The sequence below is a fragment of the Micromonospora sp. NPDC005299 genome (genome assembly GCF_042872345.1).
GTDB lineage: Bacteria > Actinomycetota > Actinomycetes > Mycobacteriales > Micromonosporaceae > Micromonospora.
On record NZ_JBIAKG010000003.1, the window covers coordinates 712,805 to 733,235 of the forward strand.

At 73.9% G+C, this 20,431-nt stretch carries 21 protein-coding genes; 13 read left to right on the forward strand and 8 right to left on the reverse strand.

Features of this window, described 5'->3' with window-relative positions; genetic code table 11:
- The first annotated feature begins 116 nt into the window (after nucleotides 1-116).
- The 8 genes from ACFYPD_RS12850 to ACFYPD_RS12885 all read left to right on the forward strand — a co-directional run bounded on the left by ACFYPD_RS12850 (nucleotide 117) and on the right by ACFYPD_RS12885 (nucleotide 7,419).
- A complete protein-coding gene (locus tag ACFYPD_RS12850) occupies nucleotides 117-488 on the forward strand; it encodes a VOC family protein (RefSeq protein ID WP_091316676.1) in 372 nt (123 codons plus the stop codon).
- Between the two features lie 2 nt (nucleotides 489-490).
- On the forward strand, nucleotides 491-835 hold the full coding sequence (locus tag ACFYPD_RS12855; protein ID WP_387112184.1) for an ArsR/SmtB family transcription factor: 345 nt from the start codon (nucleotides 491-493) through the stop codon (nucleotides 833-835).
- Nucleotides 832-1,272, forward strand: coding sequence for an SRPBCC domain-containing protein (locus ACFYPD_RS12860; protein WP_387112186.1), 441 nt, complete (start codon nucleotides 832-834; stop codon nucleotides 1,270-1,272). The genes ACFYPD_RS12855 and ACFYPD_RS12860 overlap by 4 nt, the downstream gene beginning before the upstream one ends.
- 134 nt (nucleotides 1,273-1,406) lie before the next feature.
- Entirely contained in the window at nucleotides 1,407-2,609 is a 1,203-nt protein-coding gene (locus tag ACFYPD_RS12865; protein WP_387112189.1) for a cytochrome P450, read from the forward strand.
- Between the two features lie 42 nt (nucleotides 2,610-2,651).
- Nucleotides 2,652-3,863: a cytochrome P450 gene (locus tag ACFYPD_RS12870; protein ID WP_387112192.1), complete on the forward strand. Its 1,212-nt coding sequence runs from the start codon at nucleotides 2,652-2,654 to the stop codon at nucleotides 3,861-3,863.
- A 55-nt stretch (nucleotides 3,864-3,918) separates the two neighbouring features.
- On the forward strand, nucleotides 3,919-5,031 hold the full coding sequence (locus ACFYPD_RS12875) for a class I SAM-dependent methyltransferase (RefSeq protein WP_387112195.1): 1,113 nt from the start codon (nucleotides 3,919-3,921) through the stop codon (nucleotides 5,029-5,031).
- A 34-nt stretch (nucleotides 5,032-5,065) separates the two neighbouring features.
- On the forward strand, nucleotides 5,066-6,526 hold the full coding sequence (locus tag ACFYPD_RS12880; protein WP_387112198.1) for an alpha/beta fold hydrolase: 1,461 nt from the start codon (nucleotides 5,066-5,068) through the stop codon (nucleotides 6,524-6,526).
- Nucleotides 6,523-7,419, forward strand: coding sequence for an NAD(P)H-binding protein (locus tag ACFYPD_RS12885; RefSeq protein ID WP_387112201.1), 897 nt, complete (start codon nucleotides 6,523-6,525; stop codon nucleotides 7,417-7,419). Before ACFYPD_RS12880 ends, ACFYPD_RS12885 begins: the two co-directional genes overlap by 4 nt.
- Nucleotides 7,420-7,537: 118 nt before the next feature.
- Here the strand turns inward: ACFYPD_RS12885 and ACFYPD_RS12890 are convergent, their stop codons facing one another.
- Both ACFYPD_RS12890 and ACFYPD_RS12895 read right to left on the reverse strand, forming a co-directional pair.
- The gene (locus ACFYPD_RS12890) at nucleotides 7,538-8,041 is read right to left on the reverse strand and encodes an ester cyclase (RefSeq protein WP_387112204.1); all 504 of its coding nucleotides are present in this window, start codon (nucleotides 8,039-8,041) and stop codon (nucleotides 7,538-7,540) included.
- A gap of 36 nt (nucleotides 8,042-8,077) precedes the next feature.
- Nucleotides 8,078-8,506: an ester cyclase gene (locus ACFYPD_RS12895; protein ID WP_387112207.1), complete on the reverse strand. Its 429-nt coding sequence runs from the start codon at nucleotides 8,504-8,506 to the stop codon at nucleotides 8,078-8,080.
- A 213-nt stretch (nucleotides 8,507-8,719) separates the two neighbouring features.
- Here ACFYPD_RS12895 and ACFYPD_RS12900 point away from each other — a divergent pair, with 213 nt between their 5' ends.
- Together ACFYPD_RS12900 and ACFYPD_RS12905 are read left to right on the forward strand one after the other, a co-directional pair.
- The gene (locus ACFYPD_RS12900; protein ID WP_387112210.1) at nucleotides 8,720-9,856 is read left to right on the forward strand and encodes an FAD-dependent monooxygenase; all 1,137 of its coding nucleotides are present in this window, start codon (nucleotides 8,720-8,722) and stop codon (nucleotides 9,854-9,856) included.
- A gap of 10 nt (nucleotides 9,857-9,866) precedes the next feature.
- Nucleotides 9,867-11,123, forward strand: coding sequence for an ABC1 kinase family protein (locus ACFYPD_RS12905; protein ID WP_387112213.1), 1,257 nt, complete (start codon nucleotides 9,867-9,869; stop codon nucleotides 11,121-11,123).
- Between the two features lie 63 nt (nucleotides 11,124-11,186).
- Here ACFYPD_RS12905 and ACFYPD_RS12910 read toward each other — a convergent pair whose 3' ends face one another.
- Genes ACFYPD_RS12910 through ACFYPD_RS12920 form a run of 3 tightly spaced genes read right to left on the reverse strand, consistent with a single transcriptional unit; the run spans nucleotide 11,187 to nucleotide 14,429 of the window.
- Nucleotides 11,187-12,050, reverse strand: a complete 864-nt coding sequence (locus ACFYPD_RS12910) for a helix-turn-helix transcriptional regulator (protein ID WP_387112215.1) — start codon at nucleotides 12,048-12,050, stop codon at nucleotides 11,187-11,189.
- A complete protein-coding gene (locus tag ACFYPD_RS12915; RefSeq protein ID WP_387112218.1) occupies nucleotides 12,047-12,898 on the reverse strand; it encodes an SRPBCC domain-containing protein in 852 nt (283 codons plus the stop codon). The genes ACFYPD_RS12910 and ACFYPD_RS12915 overlap by 4 nt, the downstream gene beginning before the upstream one ends.
- A gap of 37 nt (nucleotides 12,899-12,935) precedes the next feature.
- Nucleotides 12,936-14,429: a KR domain-containing protein gene (locus ACFYPD_RS12920; RefSeq protein ID WP_387112221.1), complete on the reverse strand. Its 1,494-nt coding sequence runs from the start codon at nucleotides 14,427-14,429 to the stop codon at nucleotides 12,936-12,938.
- A 146-nt stretch (nucleotides 14,430-14,575) separates the two neighbouring features.
- Between ACFYPD_RS12920 and ACFYPD_RS12925 the strand changes: the two genes are divergently transcribed.
- The 3 genes from ACFYPD_RS12925 (at nucleotide 14,576) to ACFYPD_RS12935 (ending at nucleotide 17,785) form a co-directional block, all read left to right on the forward strand.
- Complete coding sequence (locus ACFYPD_RS12925; RefSeq protein WP_387112224.1) at nucleotides 14,576-15,901, forward strand: HEAT repeat domain-containing protein; 1,326 nt, start codon at nucleotides 14,576-14,578, stop codon at nucleotides 15,899-15,901.
- Nucleotides 15,902-15,922: 21 nt separating this feature from the next.
- Nucleotides 15,923-16,555 (forward strand): DUF6073 family protein, encoded by a 633-nt coding sequence (locus ACFYPD_RS12930; protein WP_357343664.1) that lies wholly within the window; start codon nucleotides 15,923-15,925, stop codon nucleotides 16,553-16,555.
- A 117-nt stretch (nucleotides 16,556-16,672) separates the two neighbouring features.
- The gene (locus ACFYPD_RS12935) at nucleotides 16,673-17,785 is read left to right on the forward strand and encodes an SRPBCC domain-containing protein (RefSeq protein WP_387112227.1); all 1,113 of its coding nucleotides are present in this window, start codon (nucleotides 16,673-16,675) and stop codon (nucleotides 17,783-17,785) included.
- Between the two features lie 32 nt (nucleotides 17,786-17,817).
- On the opposite strand, the gene ACFYPD_RS12940 is transcribed toward ACFYPD_RS12935, so the two are convergent.
- Genes ACFYPD_RS12940 through ACFYPD_RS12950 form a run of 3 tightly spaced genes read right to left on the reverse strand, consistent with a single transcriptional unit; the run spans nucleotide 17,818 to nucleotide 20,344 of the window.
- On the reverse strand, nucleotides 17,818-18,390 hold the full coding sequence (locus ACFYPD_RS12940; protein WP_387112230.1) for a copper resistance protein CopC: 573 nt from the start codon (nucleotides 18,388-18,390) through the stop codon (nucleotides 17,818-17,820).
- Complete coding sequence (locus ACFYPD_RS12945) at nucleotides 18,387-18,953, reverse strand: hypothetical protein (protein WP_387112233.1); 567 nt, start codon at nucleotides 18,951-18,953, stop codon at nucleotides 18,387-18,389. The genes ACFYPD_RS12940 and ACFYPD_RS12945 overlap by 4 nt, the downstream gene beginning before the upstream one ends.
- 29 nt (nucleotides 18,954-18,982) lie before the next feature.
- Nucleotides 18,983-20,344 (reverse strand): ABC1 kinase family protein, encoded by a 1,362-nt coding sequence (locus tag ACFYPD_RS12950; protein ID WP_387112235.1) that lies wholly within the window; start codon nucleotides 20,342-20,344, stop codon nucleotides 18,983-18,985.
- Between the last annotated feature and the right edge of the window lie 87 nt (nucleotides 20,345-20,431).

The window sequence follows — 20,431 nt, forward strand, 5'->3', positions numbered from 1 at the left end:
GCCGTGCCGCCCGTCCCGGGGCGGCACGGCATGGGCCGCCGTCGTGTTTCTCACTCCCTGCCATACTCGCGTCACTCGGTTGACAGGTAGGAAAACTCCTACCTATCGTCCTGTCCATGACCATCACCCAGATCAGGCTCATCACGGTCTCCGTGTCGGACCAGGACCGGGCGAAGGCGTTCTACGCCGACGTCCTGGGTCTGACGGTCGTGCAGGACCTGACCATGGGGCCGATGCGCTGGTTGCAGGTGGGTCCGGAAAAGGGCGCCACTGGTATCGTTCTGGTGCCGGGTCGCACCGGTTTCGGGCCAGGTGACCTCCAGGGAGTCCAGTTGGAGACCAACGACCTCGACGCCGACTGCGCGCGCCTGCGCGCCGCGGGCGTGGCGGTCGACGGCCCGCACGACCGGCCGTGGGGCCGCGACGCCACCTTCGTCGACCCCGACGGCAACGGCTTCGTCCTCGTCACCCGCGAATCGGGCGGTTGAGCGTGTCCGCCGCCACGGGAGTGGACGTCTTCGCGGCGCTGGCCAGCCCGGTCCGGCGCGACCTCATCCGGCTGCTGCGCGACGGCGGCCCACAGTCGGTGCAGGATCTGGCCGCCTCGTTCGACATGCGTCGGCCCAGCGTCTCCGAGCACCTCAAGGTGCTCCGCGACGCCGGCCTGGTGACCGAGCGCCGCAGCGGCCGCAAGCGGCTCTACCGGCTGGAGCCGGAGCCGCTGATGGACCTGCGCGACTGGCTCACCCCCTACGAGCGGTTCTGGCGCGAGCGGATGAGCGACTTCGCCGCGCTGGTCGCCGAGGAGTCCGCAACCGAGGGGAAGCCGGTGTGACCGAACCCGACAAGATCGAAGTCGACCAGTTCCTGCCGTATCCGCCCGCACAGGTGTGGCGGATCCTGGTCGATCCCGATCTGATGGCCCGCTGGCTGATGCCCAACGACTTCAAGCCGGTGGTCGGTCACCAGTTCACCTTCCAGGCCAAGCCGATGCCGGCGCTGCACTTCGCCGGCACCATCCACTGCGAGGTCCTCGCCGTCGAGCCGGAACGGTTGCTCCAGATCACCTGGGCGGACCGCAGCGGCAGCGGCCTCGACTCGGTCGTCACCTGGCGGCTGGAGCCCGAGGGCCGGGGCACCCGGATGCTGATGGAGCACTCCGGTTTCGACCTCGACAGCCCGTTCCAGGCGGTCGCCCACCGCACCATGGGCAGCGGCTGGCGGTCCTCCGTGGTGCGCTCCATGCTCACCGTGCTGGAGCAGGAGGCCTGATCCGCCGCGGGCGCCGCCCGCCGGAGCAAGGTGGAGGAAGCCTCCCTCCGTTCCCGCCGCATAGCGTGGCCGTACGCCGCTGATCTCGAAAGCGGTGTCCCCGCCCGCATCGCGCCGGAACGGCAGGTGGCCCCGTGAGCAGTGACGATTCGGCCCCCGCGTACCCGTTCACCCGGGACGTCGGCCTGACCATCGACCAGCGGTACCGCCAGCTCCTGCACGAGCGGCCGGTCTCCCGGGTGACCCTCCCGTACGGCGGCGAGGCCTGGCTGGTGCTCGACCACGCGGCGAACCGGACCGTGCTGGCCGACCGCCGGTTCAGCCGGGCCAGGATCCTCGGTGCCGACCTGCCCCGGATGTTCCCCCAGCCGATGACGCAGGTGTCGCTGCTCAGCATGGACCCGCCCGACCACACGCGGATCCGCCGCCTGGTGGCGAAGCCGTTCTCCCAGCGCCGGGTCGAGCAGCTGCGGCCGGAGATCGGCCGGCACGTCGACCTGCTGCTCGACGACGTCGAGCGGGCCGGTGCCCCGGCGGACCTCATGTCGCTGGTCGCCGCCCGGCTGCCGCTCCGGGTGATCTGCCTGATCCTGGGCGTGCCGGAGGAGGACCGGGCGCAGTTCGACGCCTGGTCCGAGACCGCCATGTCGATCTTCACCCGGACCCGCGCGGAGACCGCCGAGGCGCTCGGCCACCTCTCCCGCTACATCGCCGGGCTGGTCGCCCAGCGCCGGGTACGCCCCACCGACGACCTGCTCAGCGAGCTGGTGGCGGCGCGGGACGGCACCGACCGGCTCAGCGAGGACGAGCTGGTCTTCCTCGGGGTGACCCTGCTGGTGGTCGGGCACGAGACCGCGGAGAAGCAGATCGGCAACCTGGTCCACACCCTGCTGGCCCACCCCGACGAGCTGGCCGAGCTGCGCAAGCGCCCCGAGCTGGTGCCCGCCGCGGTGGAGGAACTGCTCCGCTACATCCCGGTGCAGACCGCGCACGGGGTCTTCCCCCGGGTGGCCACCGAGGACGTGCAGCTCGGCGACGTGCTGATCCGGGCCGGGGAGACGGTCTTCCCGTTCTCCTCGGTCGCCAACCACGACCCCCGGGCCTTCGACCATCCCGACGAGCTGGACTTCGACCGGGAGTCGAACCTGCACCTCGCCTTCGGCCACGGCATCCACGCCTGCCTCGGCTCGCAGCTGGCCCGGATCGAGCTCCAGGAGCTGGTCCGGCGGCTGCTCGACCGGTTCCCGGAGCTGGCCCCGGCCGTGCCAGAGGCGGAGCTGGCCTGGAGCACGGAGGGATTCGTCCGAGGTCTGCGGGCGGTGCCGGTCACCTGGTGATCCGGCGGGGCCAGAAACCGATCCGACCATGGAGGCCGCAGCATGAGCACCCGATCCGACGCGACCGGCACGCGCCACGCCACCTTCCCGTTCCCCCAGGACGACCCCTGCCTGCCGCCGCCGCAGTACGCCCGGCTCCGGGCCGAGGAGCCGGTGACCCAGGTCGTCCTGCCCACCGGTGACCGGGCCTGGCTGGTCACCCGGCACGCCGACGTGCTCACCGTGCTCGGCGACGAGCGGTTCAGCCGCCGCGCGCTGACCGGCCCGGACGCGCCGAAGCTGGCTCCGATCCCGCCGCTGCCGTCGCTGTTCTACCTCGACCCGCCGGACCACACCCGGGTCCGCCGACTGGCCGCCCGGGCCTTCGACCCGGCCCGGCTGGCGCGGCTGCGGCCCCGGGTCGAGCGGGTCGTCGCCGCCCACCTGGACCGGCTGGCCGCGACGGACCAGCCGGCCGACCTGCTCGCCACGGTGGCCCGGCCGCTGCCGCTGGCGGTGGTCGCCACCGTGCTCGGTGTGCCCGACGACGAGTACGAGCCCTTCGCCGGCTGGATCCGCACCGCGTTCAGTTTCGGGGCCGTTCCGCCGGACGAGCAGATGGCGGCGATGGGCGGGCTCCAGCAGTACCTGGCCGGGCTCATCGGGAGCCGGCGCAAGGAACCGGCCGAGGACGCGCTCAGCGACCTGGTGGCCCCGACCGGCGACGACCAGCTCGCCGACCACGAACTGGTCGCGCTGGTCTTCGACCTGATCGGCGCGGGCGACCAGCCGGTCACCGCGGAGATCGTGCACCTGGTGCTCAACCTGCTGCGCGACCCGGCCCGGCTGCCGGCCCTGCACGCCGAGCCGGAGCTGGTGCCGACCGCCGTCGAGGAGCTGCTCCGGCACTCCCAGTCCGCCGGCGGAGGCCTCGGCTCGGTGCGGATCGCGGTGGCCGACGTGGAGCTGTCCGGCGTGACCATCCCGGCCGGCGACCCGGTGATCCCCTCGTTCAACGCCGCCAACCTCGACGAGGCGGTCTTCCCCGACGCCGACCGGATCGACCTGGCGCGGCGGCACAATCCGCACCTGACCTTCGCCCAGGGCATCCACCACTGCCTCGGCGCCCCGGTCGGCCGGATGGAGTTGACCGCGCTCCTCGCCGGCCTGGCCCGGGACTTCCCGAGCCTGCGGCTGGCGGTGCCCGAGGACCAGCTCCGGTGGCTGCCGGTGCCCGCGTTCCGGACCCCGGGCGAGATCCCCGTGCACTGGTGACCCGCGCCGCCCCGACCGACCGGCCACGAGCCCCGTCCCCTCCGAGGTGATCACCGTGAACCAGCCCACCCTGACCTCCGAAGCCCCGCAGCCGCCCGGCCCGCCGGGGCAGCTCGACATGTCCGCGCTGATGGCCTTCATGCAGCGCTTCGTCGCCGACGTGTCGGCGGCCGGCGTAGTCGTCATGTGTGCCCTGGGCAGCCGGCTCGGCCTCTTCGCCGACCTGGCCCGCTCGGGGCCGGCCACCGCCGCGGACCTCGCCCGCCGCACCGGCAACCACGAGCGGTACGTCCGCGAGTGGGCCCTGGCCCTGGCGAGTGCCGGCTACCTCACCCGGGACGCCGAGGGCCGGTACGCCCTGCCGCCCGGCCCGGCCGCCGCGCTCGGCGACGAGGACGGGCCGTTCTACATGGGTGACATGGCGCGGCTCATGCCCGCCCTGTCGGCGGTGCTGGACGGCGTGATCGAGGGCTTCCGCACCGGCTCCGGGCTGCACCCCGAGGAGTACCCGGCGGAGCTGTTCGAGACCGTCTGGCACAAGGACGCCAACCGGCTCGGCAAGGTGCTCGTCCCGCAGTGGGTGGTCGCCGTGGACGGGCTCACCGAGCAGCTCACCGTCGGCGGCCGGGTGGCGCAGGTGCACTGCGGCGACGGCCGGGCGCTGATCCTGCTCGCTCAGGCGTTCCCGAAGCTGCAACTCGTCGGATATGACCCCGTCGAGATCAACGTCCGTCGGGCCCGCGCCGAGGCGGCCGCGGCCGGCGTGGCGGACCGGATCCGGTTCAGCACCGCCGACCCGGCCGAGAACCTCGGCGACGGGCTGGCGCTGGTGCTGGCGATCGACGTGCTGCACGAGGCGCCGGACCCGGCCGCGCTGCTGCGCCGGATCCGCGACTCCCTCCAGTCGCACGGGGTGTTCCTGCTGCTGGCCACCAACGGCGAGGACGTGCCGCTGTCCAGCGCCGGGCCGGTGAGCAGCATGCTCTACGCGATCAGCACCCTCCAGCACGTACCGCAGGGCCTCGCGACCGGCGCCGCCGACCCGGCCGGGCTGATGGGGCTGCCGCCGGCGCTGCTGCGCAGGCTGTGCGATGAGGCCGGCTTCGGACGCGTCGAGAAGCTGATGGAGCCCAGCCCGTTCAACACCCTCTACGAGCTCCGGGCCTGACCGGCCACCCGTGGCGACGAAGGGAGAACGTCACATGTCCGCCGATGTTCTGCACACCTCGACCAGCGACGGGCCGGCCGGGGGTGACCTGGCCGGCTACCGCCGGCAGCGGCTGACCTGGCAGCCGGCCGAGGGCGAGGCGGGGACGGAGACCACCCGGGTCACCGTCCCGCTCGACTACCGCGACCCCGCCGGGCGCACCATCGAGATCGCCGTGGCCCGCCGGCCCGCCGGTGATCCCGGGCGGCGGATCGGGGTGCTGATGATCGCCCCCGACGACCCGGGCAACCGGGGCATCCCGCTGATCGGGCAGCTCGTCGGGGCGCTCCCCGCCGAGGTGCTGGACCGGTTCGACCTGGTCGCCTTCGACCACCGGTTCAGCGGCGACAGCCACCCGATCGAGGTGGACTGGACGCCCGAGGAGCGGCTGTGGGTCTTCCACCGGCCGCAGAGCCTCACCGAGGAGATCCGGTTCCAGTCCAAGGTGGCCGCCAAGGTCGCCGACGTCGCGCTGGACCTGCTGCCCCACGCCAGCACCCGCAACGTGGCCCGCGACATGGACGTCGTCCGGGCCGCCCTCGGCGAGGAGCGGATCTCCTACCTCGGCTGGTCGTACGGAACGTACCTGGGCGCGGTCTACACCCAGCTGTTCGGCGAGCGGGCCGATCGGGTGGTGCTGGACAGCGTGCTCAGCCCCGACTGGCCCTGGCGTGGGCTCTTCCTCAACGTCGCGGCCAGCACCGAGGCGGCCGTGAATCGCTGGTGCGGCTGGGCCGCAGCCCGCGACGGCGAGCTGCGCCTGGGTGACACCGCCGAGGCGGTCCGGTCCCGCTACGACGAGCTGCTGGAGCGGGCCGGTCGGGAGCCGCTGGCCGTGCCCGGGCTGCCCATGCCGCTGGACCGGTTCGCGCTGGAGTTCTTCTCCGTGGTGATGCTGACCGCGGACCGGACGTACCCGCTGCTCGGCGCGGTGCTGAAGGCCGCGGTGCACGGCGAGCCGGTGCCCGGCCCGGCGGTCGGCGAGCTGATGGGCCTGGTCAACCAGCGCCAGGACAGCACCCCCGCCGGGCAGCTCGCCATCCTCTGCGGCGAGTCGAGCTGGCCGCGCGACCTCGACCGGTACGAGGCCGAGATGGCGAGCGTGGGCGAGGAGCTGCCGTTCATCGGGCGGACCCTGGCCTCGGTGAAGGCCGGCGCCTTCTGGCCGACCTCGCCGGTGGAGCCGCTGACCGAGATCGGGCCGGGGAACACCGCCCGGTCGATCCTGCTGGTGCAGTCGGAGGCGGACATCTTCACCCGGGCGGTCGGGGCGTGGCGGCTGCGCGAGTTGCTGCCGGAGAACAGCCGGCTGGTGCTCGCCACCGACACGGCGTGCCACAAGCTCTTCCCGTTCGGCGGGCACCCGGTGGTCAACGAGCTGACCACCCGGTACCTGCTCACGGGCGAGCTGCCGGAGAAGGACGTCACCGTCGAGAACCACCAGGCGCCGGCATGAGCGGGGCGATCCTGGTCACCGGGGCCACCGGCCGGGTCGGGTCCGAACTGGTCCGGCTGCTCGCCGCGGCCGGCGTACGGCCCCGGGCGCTGGTCCGCGACGTCGAGCGGGCCCGCAGGAAGCTCGGTGACCGGGCGGAACTGATCGCCGGCGACCTGAACCGGCCGGCGGAGCTGGACGCCGCGCTGGCCGGGGTGGACCGGGTGTTCGTGCTCACCGCGACCAGCCGGGGCCAGCTCACCCAGGAGCGCCACGCGATCGACGCGGCGGTACGCGCCGGGGTGCGGCACGTGGTGAAGCTGTCGGTGCTGGACGCCGGCCGGGAGTCGCCGCTGCGGCACGGTGTCTGGCAGGGCGACGCCAACGCGCTGCTGGTGAACTCCGCCGTCGACCACACCGTCCTGCAACTGGCGTTCTTCATGCAGAACCTGTTCGGGATGGTGGCCGGGGGCGCGATCCGCAGCTCGGCCGGGGACGGCCGGGTGGCCATGGTCGACGCGCGGGACGTGGCGGCCGCCGCGGCGGCGGTGCTGACCGACTGCCCCGAGTGGGCGCGCAACCGGACCCTGGTGCTGTCCGGGCCGGAGGCGCTCTCCTTCGACGACACCGCGAAGGTGCTCGCCGAGGCGACCGGGATTCCGGTGCGCCACCTGCCCGTGCCGCGCGAGCAGGTGGCCGCCATGCTGCGGCAGTTCGGCGCCGAGGAGTGGTACGCCGAGGACGTGGCCGTGTTCAACGACCTGATCGCCGCCGGCCGGGTCCAGGCCGTCACCGACACCGTACGGCGGCTGACCGGCGCCGAGCCCCGCTCGCTGGGCGACTTCGCCCGGGAACACGCGGCCGTCTTCCAGCGGGCCGCCGCACCGCCGCCGGGCGGGTGGCAGGCCGGCTGACCGGCGGGGACCGACGAGGAGACCCGGGCGCACGATGCCCGGGTCGCCTCGTGTCGGCGTACCCATGACGCGGGCCCCGCCGGATCGCCGGCGGGGCCCCAGCGGGGGTGGCGGGTCGTCAGCCCTTGCCGGTCGTGCCGATCTCCTCGCGGTCCCACATGGACGACCAGCCGCCGGCCGCGCCCGGCTCCCCGGCCAGCAGGTCGGGGATCTTCGCGACGTCGAAGACGCCCCAGTGCTCGGCGATCCTGCCGTTCTCGAACCGGAAGGTGTTGGACCCGCCGATCTCGAACCGGCGTCCGGTCGCCGGGATGCCCATGAACGGCCCGGTGTGCTCGAAGTGCAGCAGGATGGCCTGGGCCAGGATGTCGCCCTCGCACACCGACACGAGCACCTCGACCTTGCGGGTGGTGAGCACCTGGTTCGCGTGGTTGAACCGGTGCGCCACGCCGTCGCGGCTCGGCGGGTCCCACGGCGGGGCGAAATGGTCGACGAAGCCCGGCGCGAGGACGTGCTGCACCGCGGTGAGGTCGTAGTCGAACAGCACCGCCTTGCGGAAATTCCGCACGGTCTCCTCGAACTCGCGCTTGCGCCGCGCCAGATCCGGGTGGTGTCCGGTCATGTCGTTCTCTCCGTTCCCTCGAAATTGCCCGGCTACTCAGGAAAAGGCGTTGGACAGTTCGGAGGGCAGCATTCCGATCTGCACGAGGATGCCGAGCGCGTCGGCCACACCCCAGTGGTCGACCACGACGCCGTCGACGATCCGCAGCTGCCCCATCAGCGCGCAGCTCACCTGGCGGCCGGTCGGCGGGATGCCCATGTAGGCGCCGGTGTGCGTGGCGTGCACGGTCATCCGGGTGGCCACCAGTTCGCCCTCGGAGACGATGCTGTGCAGCTCCATACGCAGGTCGGGGAAGGCGTCGAGGAACCGCCGCATCTCGGCCGCGGTGTCCTCGGCGCTGATGGTGCCGGCCCGGCCGTGGTGCACCATCGTCGGGGACCAGAAGGTCATGAGGGCGTTGATGTCGCCGTTGTTCCAGGCGTCGATGAGTTGCCGCACGACCGCCTTGTTGTCAGGTGCTGACACCGCAACCTCCGAATTTTTGGTCGGGCCGCGCGCCCGTCGTACCGGGTCGCTGCGGCACCCGGGATCACCTGTCGATCCTCGCCCGTTGTCGGCCGTTTCCCTTATCCGGTGTTGCTGTCTTTCCGGCCGGCGAATCGGAACAGCAATCGGCGAGAACCGGCCCACCGGCACGCCGCTCTACCGTTTCCGCAGATGACCGGAAAGGCGGGCGACATGACGACTCGACGGGCGCTCGTCGTCGGCGGCGGGCCGGCCGGCCTGGCGACCGCGCTGGCCCTGCGGGACGCGGGCTGGGACGCGGTGGTCTTCGACCGCGCGGCGGACGCGGGGCCGTCCGGCGTGGCTCTCACCCTCTGGCCGAACGCGCTGTCCGCGCTCGCCGCCGTGGGTGCCGACAAGCCGGTACGGGCGGCCGGCTGCCCGGCCGACGGCAACCAGATCCGCGCTGCGGACGGGCGGATCCTCGACGACGTGCCCGGGCCGTTGATGGCGGAACGTTTCGGGGGGCGGGGCCTGGCGCTGCTCCGGGCCGACCTGGTCGAGGCGCTGCGCGCTCAACTCTCCCCCGGCATGTTGCGCACCGGCGCCCGCTGCGTGGGCTGGACCGAGGCGGGCGGCCGGGTGCGCGCCACCTTCGCCGACGGTGGCACCGAGGAAGGCGACCTCCTGGTCGGCGCGGACGGGCTCCGCTCGGCGATCCGCCGGCAGTTGCTCGGCGGCGGGGCGGATCCGCTGCGCTACGCCGGCTACCCGGTCTGGCGCGGCGTCGCCCGGTACGACCTCGGCGCCGCGCCGGGCCTGCTCACCATGGGGCGGGCCGCCCAGTTCGGGCTCTTCCCGCTGCCGGAGGGGCGGGCGTACTGGTTCGCCACTCTGCCGCTGCGCCGGGGGTGGGGCGCGGAGTTGCCCCGCCGGGTCTGGTCGGCCCGGTTCGACGGCTGGCACGCGCCGATCCCGCAGGTGCTGGCCGCCACCCCGGACGAGGACATCCTGGTCACCGACATCTACGACCGCGCGCCGGTGCCCCGGTGGCACGCCGGCCGGGTGGTCCTGGTCGGCGACGCCGCGCACCCCAGCACCCCGAACCTGGGCCAGGGCACCTGCCAGGCACTGGAGGACGCCGTGGTGCTCGGCCGCTGCCTGCGCGAGCACGACCTGGCCCGGGCGTTGCCGCGCTACGAGGCGACGCGCCGCAGTCGGGCGGACGGCCTGACCCGCCAGGCCCGGATGCTCGGCCGGGTCGGGCAGTGGAGCAACCCGGTGGCCTGCTGGATCCGGGAGCAGATGATCCGCCGCGCCCCGGCCGGCCCCCGGCTGCGGCAGATGGCGGAGATGTTCGCCTTCGAGTGAGGAGTGACCGATGTCGCTGCGGATGTTCCTGCGGGTGCTGGCCATCGTCGCCGTGGCGTCCGGGGAGGCGCTGCGGACCCTGCCGGCGTCCCTTGTGCTGCGGGTGACCCGGGGGCGCGAGGCGGCGGCCGAGCGCCGGTACCGGGGGATGGTGCGGGCGCTGCAACGACTGGGGCCGACCTTCGTCAAGTTCGGGCAGATCGCCGGCACCCGCCGGGACGCGCTGCCGCCCGCGCTGTGTGCCCGGCTCGGCAGCCTCTTCGACGAGGTGCCGCCGATGTCCCCCGCGGCGGCCGGCGAGGCGCTGCGCCGGGCCCGGGCGGAGCAGCCCCGGCTGGTGCTGCGCTCGGTGGACGCGGAGCCGCTGGCCAGCGGCAGCATCGCCTCGGTCTACCGGGCTGTGCTGGACGACGGCAGGGTGGTGGCGTTGAAGCTCAAGCGCCCCGGCATCGACGACCGGATGCGGGCGGACCTGCGGTTGGTCGAGCTGATGGCGCGGCTGGCCGCGCGGGCGCCGAAGATGAAGGGCATGCCCATCGCCGACCTGGTCGGCTACCTGAGCGCGGCGATCCTGGGCCAGCTCGACTTCCACCGCGAGGCGGCGAACAGCGAGCGGCTCCGCGCCGAGTTGGCGGAGCTGCCGGAGGTCCGGGTGCCCCGGCTGCACCGGGACCGGTCGGCGTCGAACTGCCTGGTCTTCGAGTATGTGCCCGACCTGGACGGACGGACCGTCGAGCGGCTCGACCCGCGGGTCCGGGAGCATCTCGCCGGGGTGGTGCTGACGGCCGTGCACCGGCTCTTCTTCGGCGCCGGATTCGTCCACTGCGACCTGCACCCGGGCAACCTCTACCTGACCAGCGACGAGCGGGTGGTCGTCCTCGACGCGGGCTACTGCGTTCAGCTGCCCGACGGCGTACGGGCGGCGATCGGCGAGTTCTTCGCCCGGCTGGGGGCCGGCGACGGCCGGCGGTGCGGGGAGATCGTGCTGGCCAGCGCGGTGGACGCCGGCGCCGGGCTGGACCGGGACGGCTTCGTCCGGGACGTGGCGGAGCTGGTGGCCCGGACCGCCGGCCCGGACAACGAGTTCGACATGTCGGTCTTCGGCAACGGCGTGTACGACCTCCAGCAGCGGTACGGCATCTACGCCGCCTCCGACTTCGCCTTCCCGCTGATGTCCCTGCTGGTGGTGGAGGGCACGGTGCGCGGGATCAGCCCCGACGTCGACTTCCAGCGGGTCGGTGGGCCGGCGCCCACCCCGCACGCCTGACCGCCCGCACCGGGCGCGGTGGCCTCCCCGACCAGGGGGAGGCCACCGCGGGCGCGTCCGCGCTCACGAACGGGCGGCGAGGGGAAGCACCGGCAGGCCGGTGAGGATCGGCGGGTCGATGGGGCGGGCCGGGGCGAGCCGCACGGCCAGCGGGCCGGTGGTCCGGCCCGGGCGTACCGCCACCGGCGCGTCGGCCACGCCGACCCAGACGTCCGGATCGCGGGCGCCGGCCAGTACCTCGCCGACGGTGACCGCCTCCGGGTGCGCGCAGGCCAGCAGGTGCCAGGTGCCCTCGGGCACGCCGGTGACGGCGAACGGGCCGTCGCCGGTGACGGTGGTGCAGGCGACGGGCAGCCCCTGGGCCAGCGGGGTGGGGAAGAGCCCGACCAGCACCAGCCGGGGATCCTCGGCCGGGGTGTGCACGGTGCCGGTGACCACGCCGCCGGGCACCGCGTCCTCCTCGTCCGCCGGCTCGGCCTCGGCGGCGACCACGTGCTCCAGCGGACGGTCCCCGTGCGCGGCGTCCAGCCGGCGCAGCCGGCCCGGCCCGACCCCGACCTGCTCGGTGAACTGGGTGGTGAAGGTGCCCAGGCTGCTGTAGCCGACCGTGGTGCAGATGTCGGTGACGTTCATCCGGCTGGAGACCACCAGCCGGCGCGCCTCGGCCATCCGCAGCGCGGACAGGAACCGCCCCGGCGGGGTGCCGGTGACCAGCCGGAACACCCGGCTGAAGTGGAACGGGCTGAGGTACGCCACCTGGGCCAGCCGGGTCAGCGTCCACGGCTCGTCGAGCCGGTCCCGCATCGCCCGGATCACCCGGGAGACCGCGTCCCGGTGCTGCTGGAGGATCGTCGGCCGGCCGCGCCCGTGCGCCGGCTCGCTGCGGTCGCCCCGGACCGTGGCGCGGTCGTGGGCCAGCGCGGTCACGGCAGCTCCTGCCGGGTCCGGGCGCACTCCTCGGCCAGCGCGAGCGCGGCCGTCCAGGTGGCGGCGAACCGGTGCCGCAGCGTCCGTTCCTGGAGGTCGCTGAGGCCCAGCCGGTGCCAGCCCTGGTGGGAGACGGAGAGCGTGCGCCCTCGCTCGCCCGGGTCGGTCCGGACCTGGCAGGCGGTGACCGTACGCGCGCCGGGGATCTCGACCGCGAAGCGGAGCGCCTGCTCCCGGTCGAGTTGCCAGTCGCGCAGGGTGAACCGGCGCGGGCCCTCCTCGTCGACCACGAAGAACCAGCCGGGGCCGGCGCCGTTGCTGGCGATGGGGAGCCAGTCCACCACGGTCTCCTCGCGGAGCGGGTGCCAGGAGCCGTTCGGCAGCACCACGGTGCCGTCGATCTCCTGCCGCCAGTCGTACCGGGAGGGCTTGCCGGTCTCCAGGTAGCGGGCCAGCCGCCCGACGAAGTCGAGCCACCCGGCCTTGAGCTGGGCCACCTCCGACCCGGGGCGGCCCGGGCAGCTGTCGTCCACGGTCAGCGTGGTGGCCTCCGCGCCGCCGGTCAGCGTCCAGCCGACCTGGCACTCCGGGCCGACGCCGAGGAAGCTCCAGCGGAACAACAGGCGGTCGCGCGGCTCGACGTGGTCGACCTCGATGTCGAAGAAGTCGCCGTCGCCGAAGTCCACCCGGTTGCTCGCCCCGGTCGTCATGGGCGCGGTCAGGTGACCGAACCACTGGTCGACCCGCCGTGGGTCGGTCACCGCCTCCCACACGTCGCCGATCGGGGCCGGCACGCTGACCATCACGCGCACCCAGTCGTCGGGCAGTTTCAGATATCCGTCGGGCATCGTTCTCACCTCTTTCGGGAGCGGGCGGACGGGCGTCTCAGGTGCCGGCGGGCAGCAGTCGGTAGCGGGAGGTGCGCAGCGCCGGCCCGTCCGGGTCGGTCCCGGAGCGGACCACGCAGTCCACCCCGTCGCCGGTCGCGGTGGCCCGGACCAGCAGCGGGACGCCGTGGCCGGCCGTCCCGTCCGGGACCAACGCGGCGCCGCCGGCCGCCGCCTCGGCCACCGCGCGGATCGCGGTGTCGAGGTCGCCGCCGGCCGGCACGACCAGGGCGGCGTCCACTCCGGGTACGCCCTCCGGCCGCCCCGACCAGGCGCCCTGCGTGCCGGGGCGCTCGCCGTAGACGAGCAGCGAGTCGGGCAGGTCCTCCTCGGGCGGGGCGTCGACCAGTGCGGCGAGCAGCCGGACGGCCGCGGCGACCCCGGTGGCCACCGGCACCGGCACCATGCCGAGCTGCCGGGCGGCGACCCGGGCCACCTGCCGGGCCATGCCGGCGCCGGACCAGAGCGACCACTCGGCGGTGCAGCAGCGGACCCCGGGGTGGGTGGCGGCGTACCGGGCGGTGGCCCGGTGCAGCAGCTCGTTGGCGAGGGCGTAGCCGGCGAGCCCCGGGTGCGCGCCGTGCGCGGTGAGCGAGCCGAAGGTGAGCACCGCCCGCAGCCGCTTGGGGCGGACCGCGGCGAGCACCGTCTCCAGCGTGGTGACCTTCGCGGCGACCAGGGCGTCGACCTCGGCGGGACCGAGTCGTACGCCGGTGCCGCCGGCGATCCGGCCGGCGCAGTGCACGATCGCGGTGGGCCGCAGCCCGGCCAGGGCGGCGCGGGCCGCCGCCGGCTCGGTGAGGTCCACGGTGAGCAGCCGGGCCCGCGCGCAGCGCCGGCGCAGCACGGTGAGCATCCGGCGTACGTCGGGCGGGGCGTCGCCCGGCGTACGCACGTCGAGCAGGACCGGGACGGCGCCGGCGGCGGCCAGCGCGACGGCGAGGCGGCTGCCGAGCCCGCCCAGCCCGCCGGTGACCAGGACGGTGGCCCCGGCGAACCGCGCTGCCCGGCCGGGCAGCGGGGCGGCCCGCCAACCGAGGGTGTGCACGGTGCCGTCGGCGGCCACGGTGAGCTCGTCGCCGGCGGCCGGCGCGGCGAGCAGGCCGGCGGCCCGGCGCACTGCCGCCGGGGTGGGCTCGCCCAGCGCGACCGTGCCGACGGGCCGGGCGTCCCCGGCGGCGAGCCCGCGCAGCAGGCTGCCGCCGCCGGCTCCGCAGTGGACCAGGGTGAGCTGCCGTTGGCCCGCCCGCCGGTACGCGTCGAGCAGCACGGCGGTGCCCCCGTCCGGCCAGCGTCCCTCCAGGACCAGCACGTCGGTCTCGGGGCCGGCCGCCGGATAGGGCTGTCGGCGCAGATGCCGGACGAGGGGATGGTCGGCGGGCCCGGTCACCCGCCAGCGGGCCGCGCGGGGGGTGGGCCGGACGGGCGCCGGCGCGGGCCGCAGGGCCCGCAGGACGATCCGGGAGGGGCGGGAGAGGGGCTCAGGTGACATGGGGCACCTTCCGCTGAGCAACTTCATAAAGATATATCGATAGTGGTCTTGAGGCAATCACAGGGCTGAGCAACTTGAAAGAACTATAGGGACCACGGAGGCCCTAGCGTCGAGGCCCAGGCCAGAAAGCGCCGAAGGAGGCAGCAATGGCAATCGATCTCTGTAACAAGTCGCCGGGTGCTCTCGCCGAGGGCGCCCAGGGTGCGTGGGAGGAGGCGGTCCCGGCCGAGGCCGCTCCCGTCAACCTGGACGCTCTCTCGGCGGACCAGCGCGACGCGCTCAACTTCTCCTACCGGACCACGCTGCCGGCGATGGACCCGCGCTTCGTCGCCGGTGACCCGGCAGCCTGGGCGAGCGACTTCGGATACGCGCTGAACAAGGTCGCGGTCCGGCTGGACAACCGCACCAACCAGGAACTGCGCGACGCCGCGCTGAACCACCCCGACGCGGCCATGCGCGAGCAGGCCCTGTTCGAGTACGCCGACCGCGACCTGCCGGACGCGATCGAGCTGCTCGGCCAGGCCGTGCTGCACGACCCCAACCGCGAGGTCCGCTGGGACGCCCTGTGGGCCATCGAGAAGCTGGGCGGGGCCCACGCGGTGACCACCCTCAGCAAGTTCGCCAAGGACGCGGACCCGGAGATCGCCGAGTGGTCGCACCTGTTCCGCAGCGAGCTGCAGACGGGTGACCCGGCGTTCGACGGCCGGGGCGGCAAGTTCACCCCGGGCCGCACCTTCGACGAGACCATCTACCTGCTGATCCACTGCGACCTGTACGTGCGGCTGGACGACTCCAACCAGCACTGGGGCAAGATCTCGCTGGCCCCGCAGGGCCTGGCCCGGATCTACGGCCAGGCGCACGCCTGCCCCAACGTGGCGACCCGCGAGCGGCAGCTCGTCATCGCCAAGACCATCGACGGGCTGCACGCCGACGGCTCGCCGCACTGCGACAACTACCTGTTCCGCGGGTTCACCGACCGCACCCGCCGGGACCGGGGCAACTTCTTCTTCGAGTCGCTGGTGCCCCGGACGTTCTTCAAGTCCGGCCGCGCCGACGACCCGAGCGAGGGCACCCGCCAGGCCAACATCGGCTTCGCCCGGTACGGCACCTGGCACCTCGACCCGAAGTTCCAGATCCACGACGAGGCGGCCATCCGCTACGTCCGCGGTCGCTTCCAGGGCTGGGGCCACATCAACCTGGCCCGGGTGGCCGGCCGCTCGATGGAGGAGATCCTCCAGCCGGGCAACGGCGTGCTCTCCACGCTGCACGACCCGGAGATCGGCCACATGACCAACGCGTTCATCCTCGGCACCTTCAAGGGGAAGCTGAACGACTGGGACGGCGACGGGGTCATCGACATGAACTCCCGCGACGTCTACTCGACCGTCGACGGCGAGATCGACATGAACCAGGACGGCGTGGCGGACCAGCCCGGCCTGACCTGCTGCGACCACACCTCCCTGCTGCCGTAACGAAGGAAGAGGACACCAGAGATGAGCACCAAGAGCGTTCTTTTCGGTCGCCCGGTCCAGACCGAGGGCGTGCCGAACGTCTACGCCGGCGCCCCGGTCGTGCCGTGGACCCCGCCGGAGCCGGGCATCGACAACCTGGGCATCAACTCGATCGACACCTTCGCGGTGCCGGGCGTGGGCGAGTACACCGTCGCCTTCGACGGCTGGGTGCGGGTGGTCCGGTCGCCGTCCACCTCGGGCGACTGGGCCGACGCCGAGGTCTACACCAACCTCATCGAGATGAAGATGGTCGGTGAGTGCGAGGAGCTCGGCAAGATCACCGTCACGCTCAACCCGGACTGCCTCTCCGCCGGCCAGATCCGCACCCCCTTCGACCCGTACGCGGGTGAGGGGCCGTCGGCCAAGGCCTGCCGGATGGCGGTCGGCGCGATCTTCGACATGCCGAAGCTCGGGCTGAAGCTGATGAACCGCGAGCCGATCATCCTGACCATCGACGACGTGCGCAGCATCCCGCCGGCGGGCGCCCCGGGCAAGGGGCAGATCTACCGGATGATGCCGCTGCTCGACGTCAACGACCCGGACGGCCAGCCGGTCGCGTACCTGACCAGCCTCCGGTTCAACATGGGCGGCTACCTGCAGCCCGACCAGATGTGATTCCCCACGGTGCGGGAGGCCGGCTCCGGCCGGTCTCCCGCACCGGCACGACCGCCCCGCCCACCAGCAGGGCCGGGGCGCGGCAACCCGAAGGAGCGACGACAGTCGGAGGTTGGCATGCCCGTGGACGACCGGAGCGCACCCGCTCCCCGGCTGGAGCCCCGACCGGGCTTCACCGGGGTGGAGCCCGATGACTTCCCGCTGCTGCACCGCAACGGCGGCTATCCGCTGGCCCAGGACCGCTGGGAGCGGCTGGTCAGCCAGGTCCACATCCCCGCGCCCGCCGACCGGGTCTGGTCGGCGCTCACCGATCCCGAGCAGGTCGCGCAGTGGCTCGCGGTCTGCCGGGGCGAGTGGGCCACCGCCGACGGCGAGGCGATCCTCGACTTCGAGGACGGGGAGTTCTTCTTCTGCCGGATCCGCGACGTGCGGGAGCCGGCCTCCGGCGGCGAGGGCCGCCTGTCGTACCTCTGGCGCTGGGTGGGGGTGGGTCCGGCCACCGAGGTGACCTGGCAGCTCACCGCGACCCCGCACGGCACCCAGGTCACCGTCGTCGAGGAGGCGTTCAACCCGCCCTCGGACTGGCGGTCCTGGAACGGCATGGGCTGGCCCGGCATCCTCGACCAGCTCGCCGACTACATCCGCACCGGGGTGCCGTGGCGCTGGCCCTGGCGCCGGATGGGCCCGTACGTGCAGACCGAACTGCCGGGCACCACGTTCGAGGTCTGGGGGCTGCTCACCTCGACCCCGGCCACCCAGTTCTGGCTGAGCCGCACCAGCGGCAGCCTGGACGCCGGCAGCGAGGTCGGCCTGATCCTCGGCGACGCCAGCGGGGTGGCCACGATGACGGTCACCCGGCACGTCGAGGCGTACCAGCAGTTCCCCTCGTACCTGCCGCGGCTGGAGTTCCGCCTCGGGCGGCCGGGCTGGCCGGGTGAGCTGGAGGGGCACCTCTGGATCGAGCCGGCCGGGCTGGGCGGCAGCATCATCCAGGTCTTCCACTCGAACTGGGAGGCGCTGAGCACGATCGCCCCGCCGCTGGACGAGCGCAAGATCCTCACCGGCTACTGGGTGGGCGCGTTCGGCCGGGCCGCGATGCTCTGCCAGCGGGCGTTCGGGGACTCGTTCCCGGCGGCGCCGCCCGGCCGGGACCTGGACATCCCGGCCGACCTCAACGGCACCGGGAACGGTCAGCGGGTCGACGCCGGCCCGCACGGCTGGAGCCGGTAGGTCCGGGTGGCGGCGCGAGCGGAGGGCAGTCATCAGGACCTCCGGTGGCGCCGCCACCACACCAGCCGGGCGCCCAGCACGACCAGCATCACGGCGTTGGCGCCCAGCACGGCCAGGGTGAGCGGATCGGGCGGCCCGGCGTGCCCGGCGTGGCCCTCGGCCTCCGCCGGCGCCGCCGCCCCGGCGTCCACCTGCGGCGGCGGGCCGGCCGGGCGGCCGACCGCGAAGGCGTACGCCCCGCTGGGCTCGGACCCGTCGGCCAGGGTCACGTGGTACGTCACCACGTACCAGCCCTCGCCGAGCGGGGGCAGCGTCTCGCGTACCCCCTTGTCCTGGACGGTGGTCACGCCGCGGTCGACCCGCTGCCCGGCGGCGGCGGTGACCGTGACGTGCGCGTCGCCCCGGCGGGGGCGGCTGCCGAAGGCCAGTTCCACGGCGGGCGGGGCGGCGGCGAGGACCGCCCCGCGCGCCGGGGTCGCGGCCACCACCGGGTCCTCCGGCGCGCGGAACAGCGGGCGCAGCAGCACCACCGCGCCGATCAGCAGCACCAGCGCCGCCGGGACGCGGCGCAGCGCCGCGCCCCGGCGGGGATCCGCTGGAGTCATGCCGACACCCGGTGCGACGCGGCCCGCTCCGGCACCGCCGCGGTGGACCGGCGGCCGGAGTCCCGGAGGTAGTGGTACATGGCCACGACCATCGGCAGGAAGACCACCGCGTTGTAGAACAGGTGCAGCTGGACGCGGGGGAACCAGAACTGGAGCACGCTGGTCGGCGCCGGCCGGCCGGCCAGGTGCGCGCCGGTCTGGGCCTGGATCAGCAGCAGCAGGTGCTCGATGTGGTGCCAGAACTGGATGGCCAGGGCCACCGTCCACCAGGTGCGGGCCGGGCCGGTGAAGCCGGGTCGCAGCGCCCAGAGGCCGACGAGCATGACCAGCGCGTAGCCGTAGTGCAGCCACTCCGAGCTGATCAGCCACGGGAACGGGAGGCCCAGCACGCCGCGGGCCTTCGGCACCGGCCAGCCGAGGCCCCAGATCTGCACGGCCTGGGCGATGTGCTCGGCCCAGTGCCCGAGGACCACCAGCATGAACAGCATCGCGGCGGTCCGGTGGTGGCGGCCGTTGAGGCTGGTCAGCAGCCCGTTGCGGTCGGTGTGCGGTCGGTCGGTCACGGTCTCCTCCTGGGTTCGGGGTGCGACGGTCAGCCCGCCCGGCGTTGCGGGGCCAGGTGGGCGGTCTCGGCGGCGGCGCGCAGCAGCATCGGGCGGGCTGCCGCCTGGAAGTCGATGTCGGGGTCGAGGTCCCGGACCGTCCCCTCGATCACCAGCAGGGACAGCAGCGGGAAGACGAACTCGGACGCGGCGTACAGGCCGAAGTCCCGTTGCAGGGTGAACAGTTCGGTGCCGAAGCGGGTGAGCTGGAACTCCTTGGCCGGCACGCCGGTGTTCCGCTTGACCAGCTCGGCCACCCGGCCGATGAAGCCCTCGACGTCCGCGTCCGGCGCCACCCGGACCGCGCTGTCCACCACCACCTCGCCGCACTGCCGGCCCCGGCCCAGCGCCAGGCCGAGGAAGAAGTCGGCGAACTGCCGGCGTACGGTCGGGTTGAGCCGGATGCTGAACCCGGCGTCCAGCAGGACCACCCGGGGTCCCTTGAAGTAGACGTTCCCGGGGTGCAGGTCACAGTGGACGAAGCCGTCGAGGAAGAGCATCTGGTAGACGGCGCTCACCGTGCGGGCGGCCAGCCGGGGCCGGCGGGCCGGATCGATCTCGGCGACCGGGCGGGCCACCAGGTCCGGGATGAACTCCATGGCCAGGCAGTTCGGCCGGCACAGCTCGGGCAGTGTGGCCGGGACCCAGACGTTGTCGGACTCGGCGAAGTTGCGCCGCAGCTCGGCCAGGTTGGCCCGCTCTCCGGCGAAGTCGAGCTGCCCGAGCACGGCCGCGCAGACGAAACCGGTCAGCTCGGCCAGCGGCACCCCGCGGCCCGGGGGCAGCTTCTCCGCCAGCGCCGCCGCGCCGTGGATGAGGGCCAGGTCGAGCGCCATCCGGCGACGGATGCCGGGGCGTTGCAGCTTCAGCGCCACCTCCCGGCCGTCCGTCCGGACGGCCCGGTAGACGCCGGCGATGCTGCCGCTGGCCCGCGCCGTCGGCTCGATCTCGGTGAAGTGCCGGGTCAGGTCCGGGCCGTACGCGTCGCGCAGCGCGCGGCGCACCTGCCCGGCGGACATCGGCCGGACCCGGTCGTGCAGCCGCCCCAGCTCGTCGCAGAGCAGGGGCGGCAGGAGGTCCTGCCGGGTGCCCATGATCTGGCCGAACTTGACCGGCGCCGGGCCGAGCCGTTGCAGGTGCCGGACCAGCCGGCGATAGAAGAAGCGGGCCGCCGCGGTGCGGCCGCGCAGGGGTCTCAGCACCGCCGCGCCGGCCGCCGCCGGCAGCAGGTACGCGGCGCTGCTGGCCACCACGAACGCGCCTCGGGTGGCCATGGCCAGGCGGGACTGGCGGGGGATGGTGCGGGAGAGTCCGGTGGGGCGGTCGCCGGGGAGGGGGTTCTCCGGGAGCATCAACGCCTCCTTGGGCACGGTGGGGATGTGCGTTGGGTAATCCAGAGGTGGCGCACTGTCATGGACAGGGTTCTATAGATCCCATAG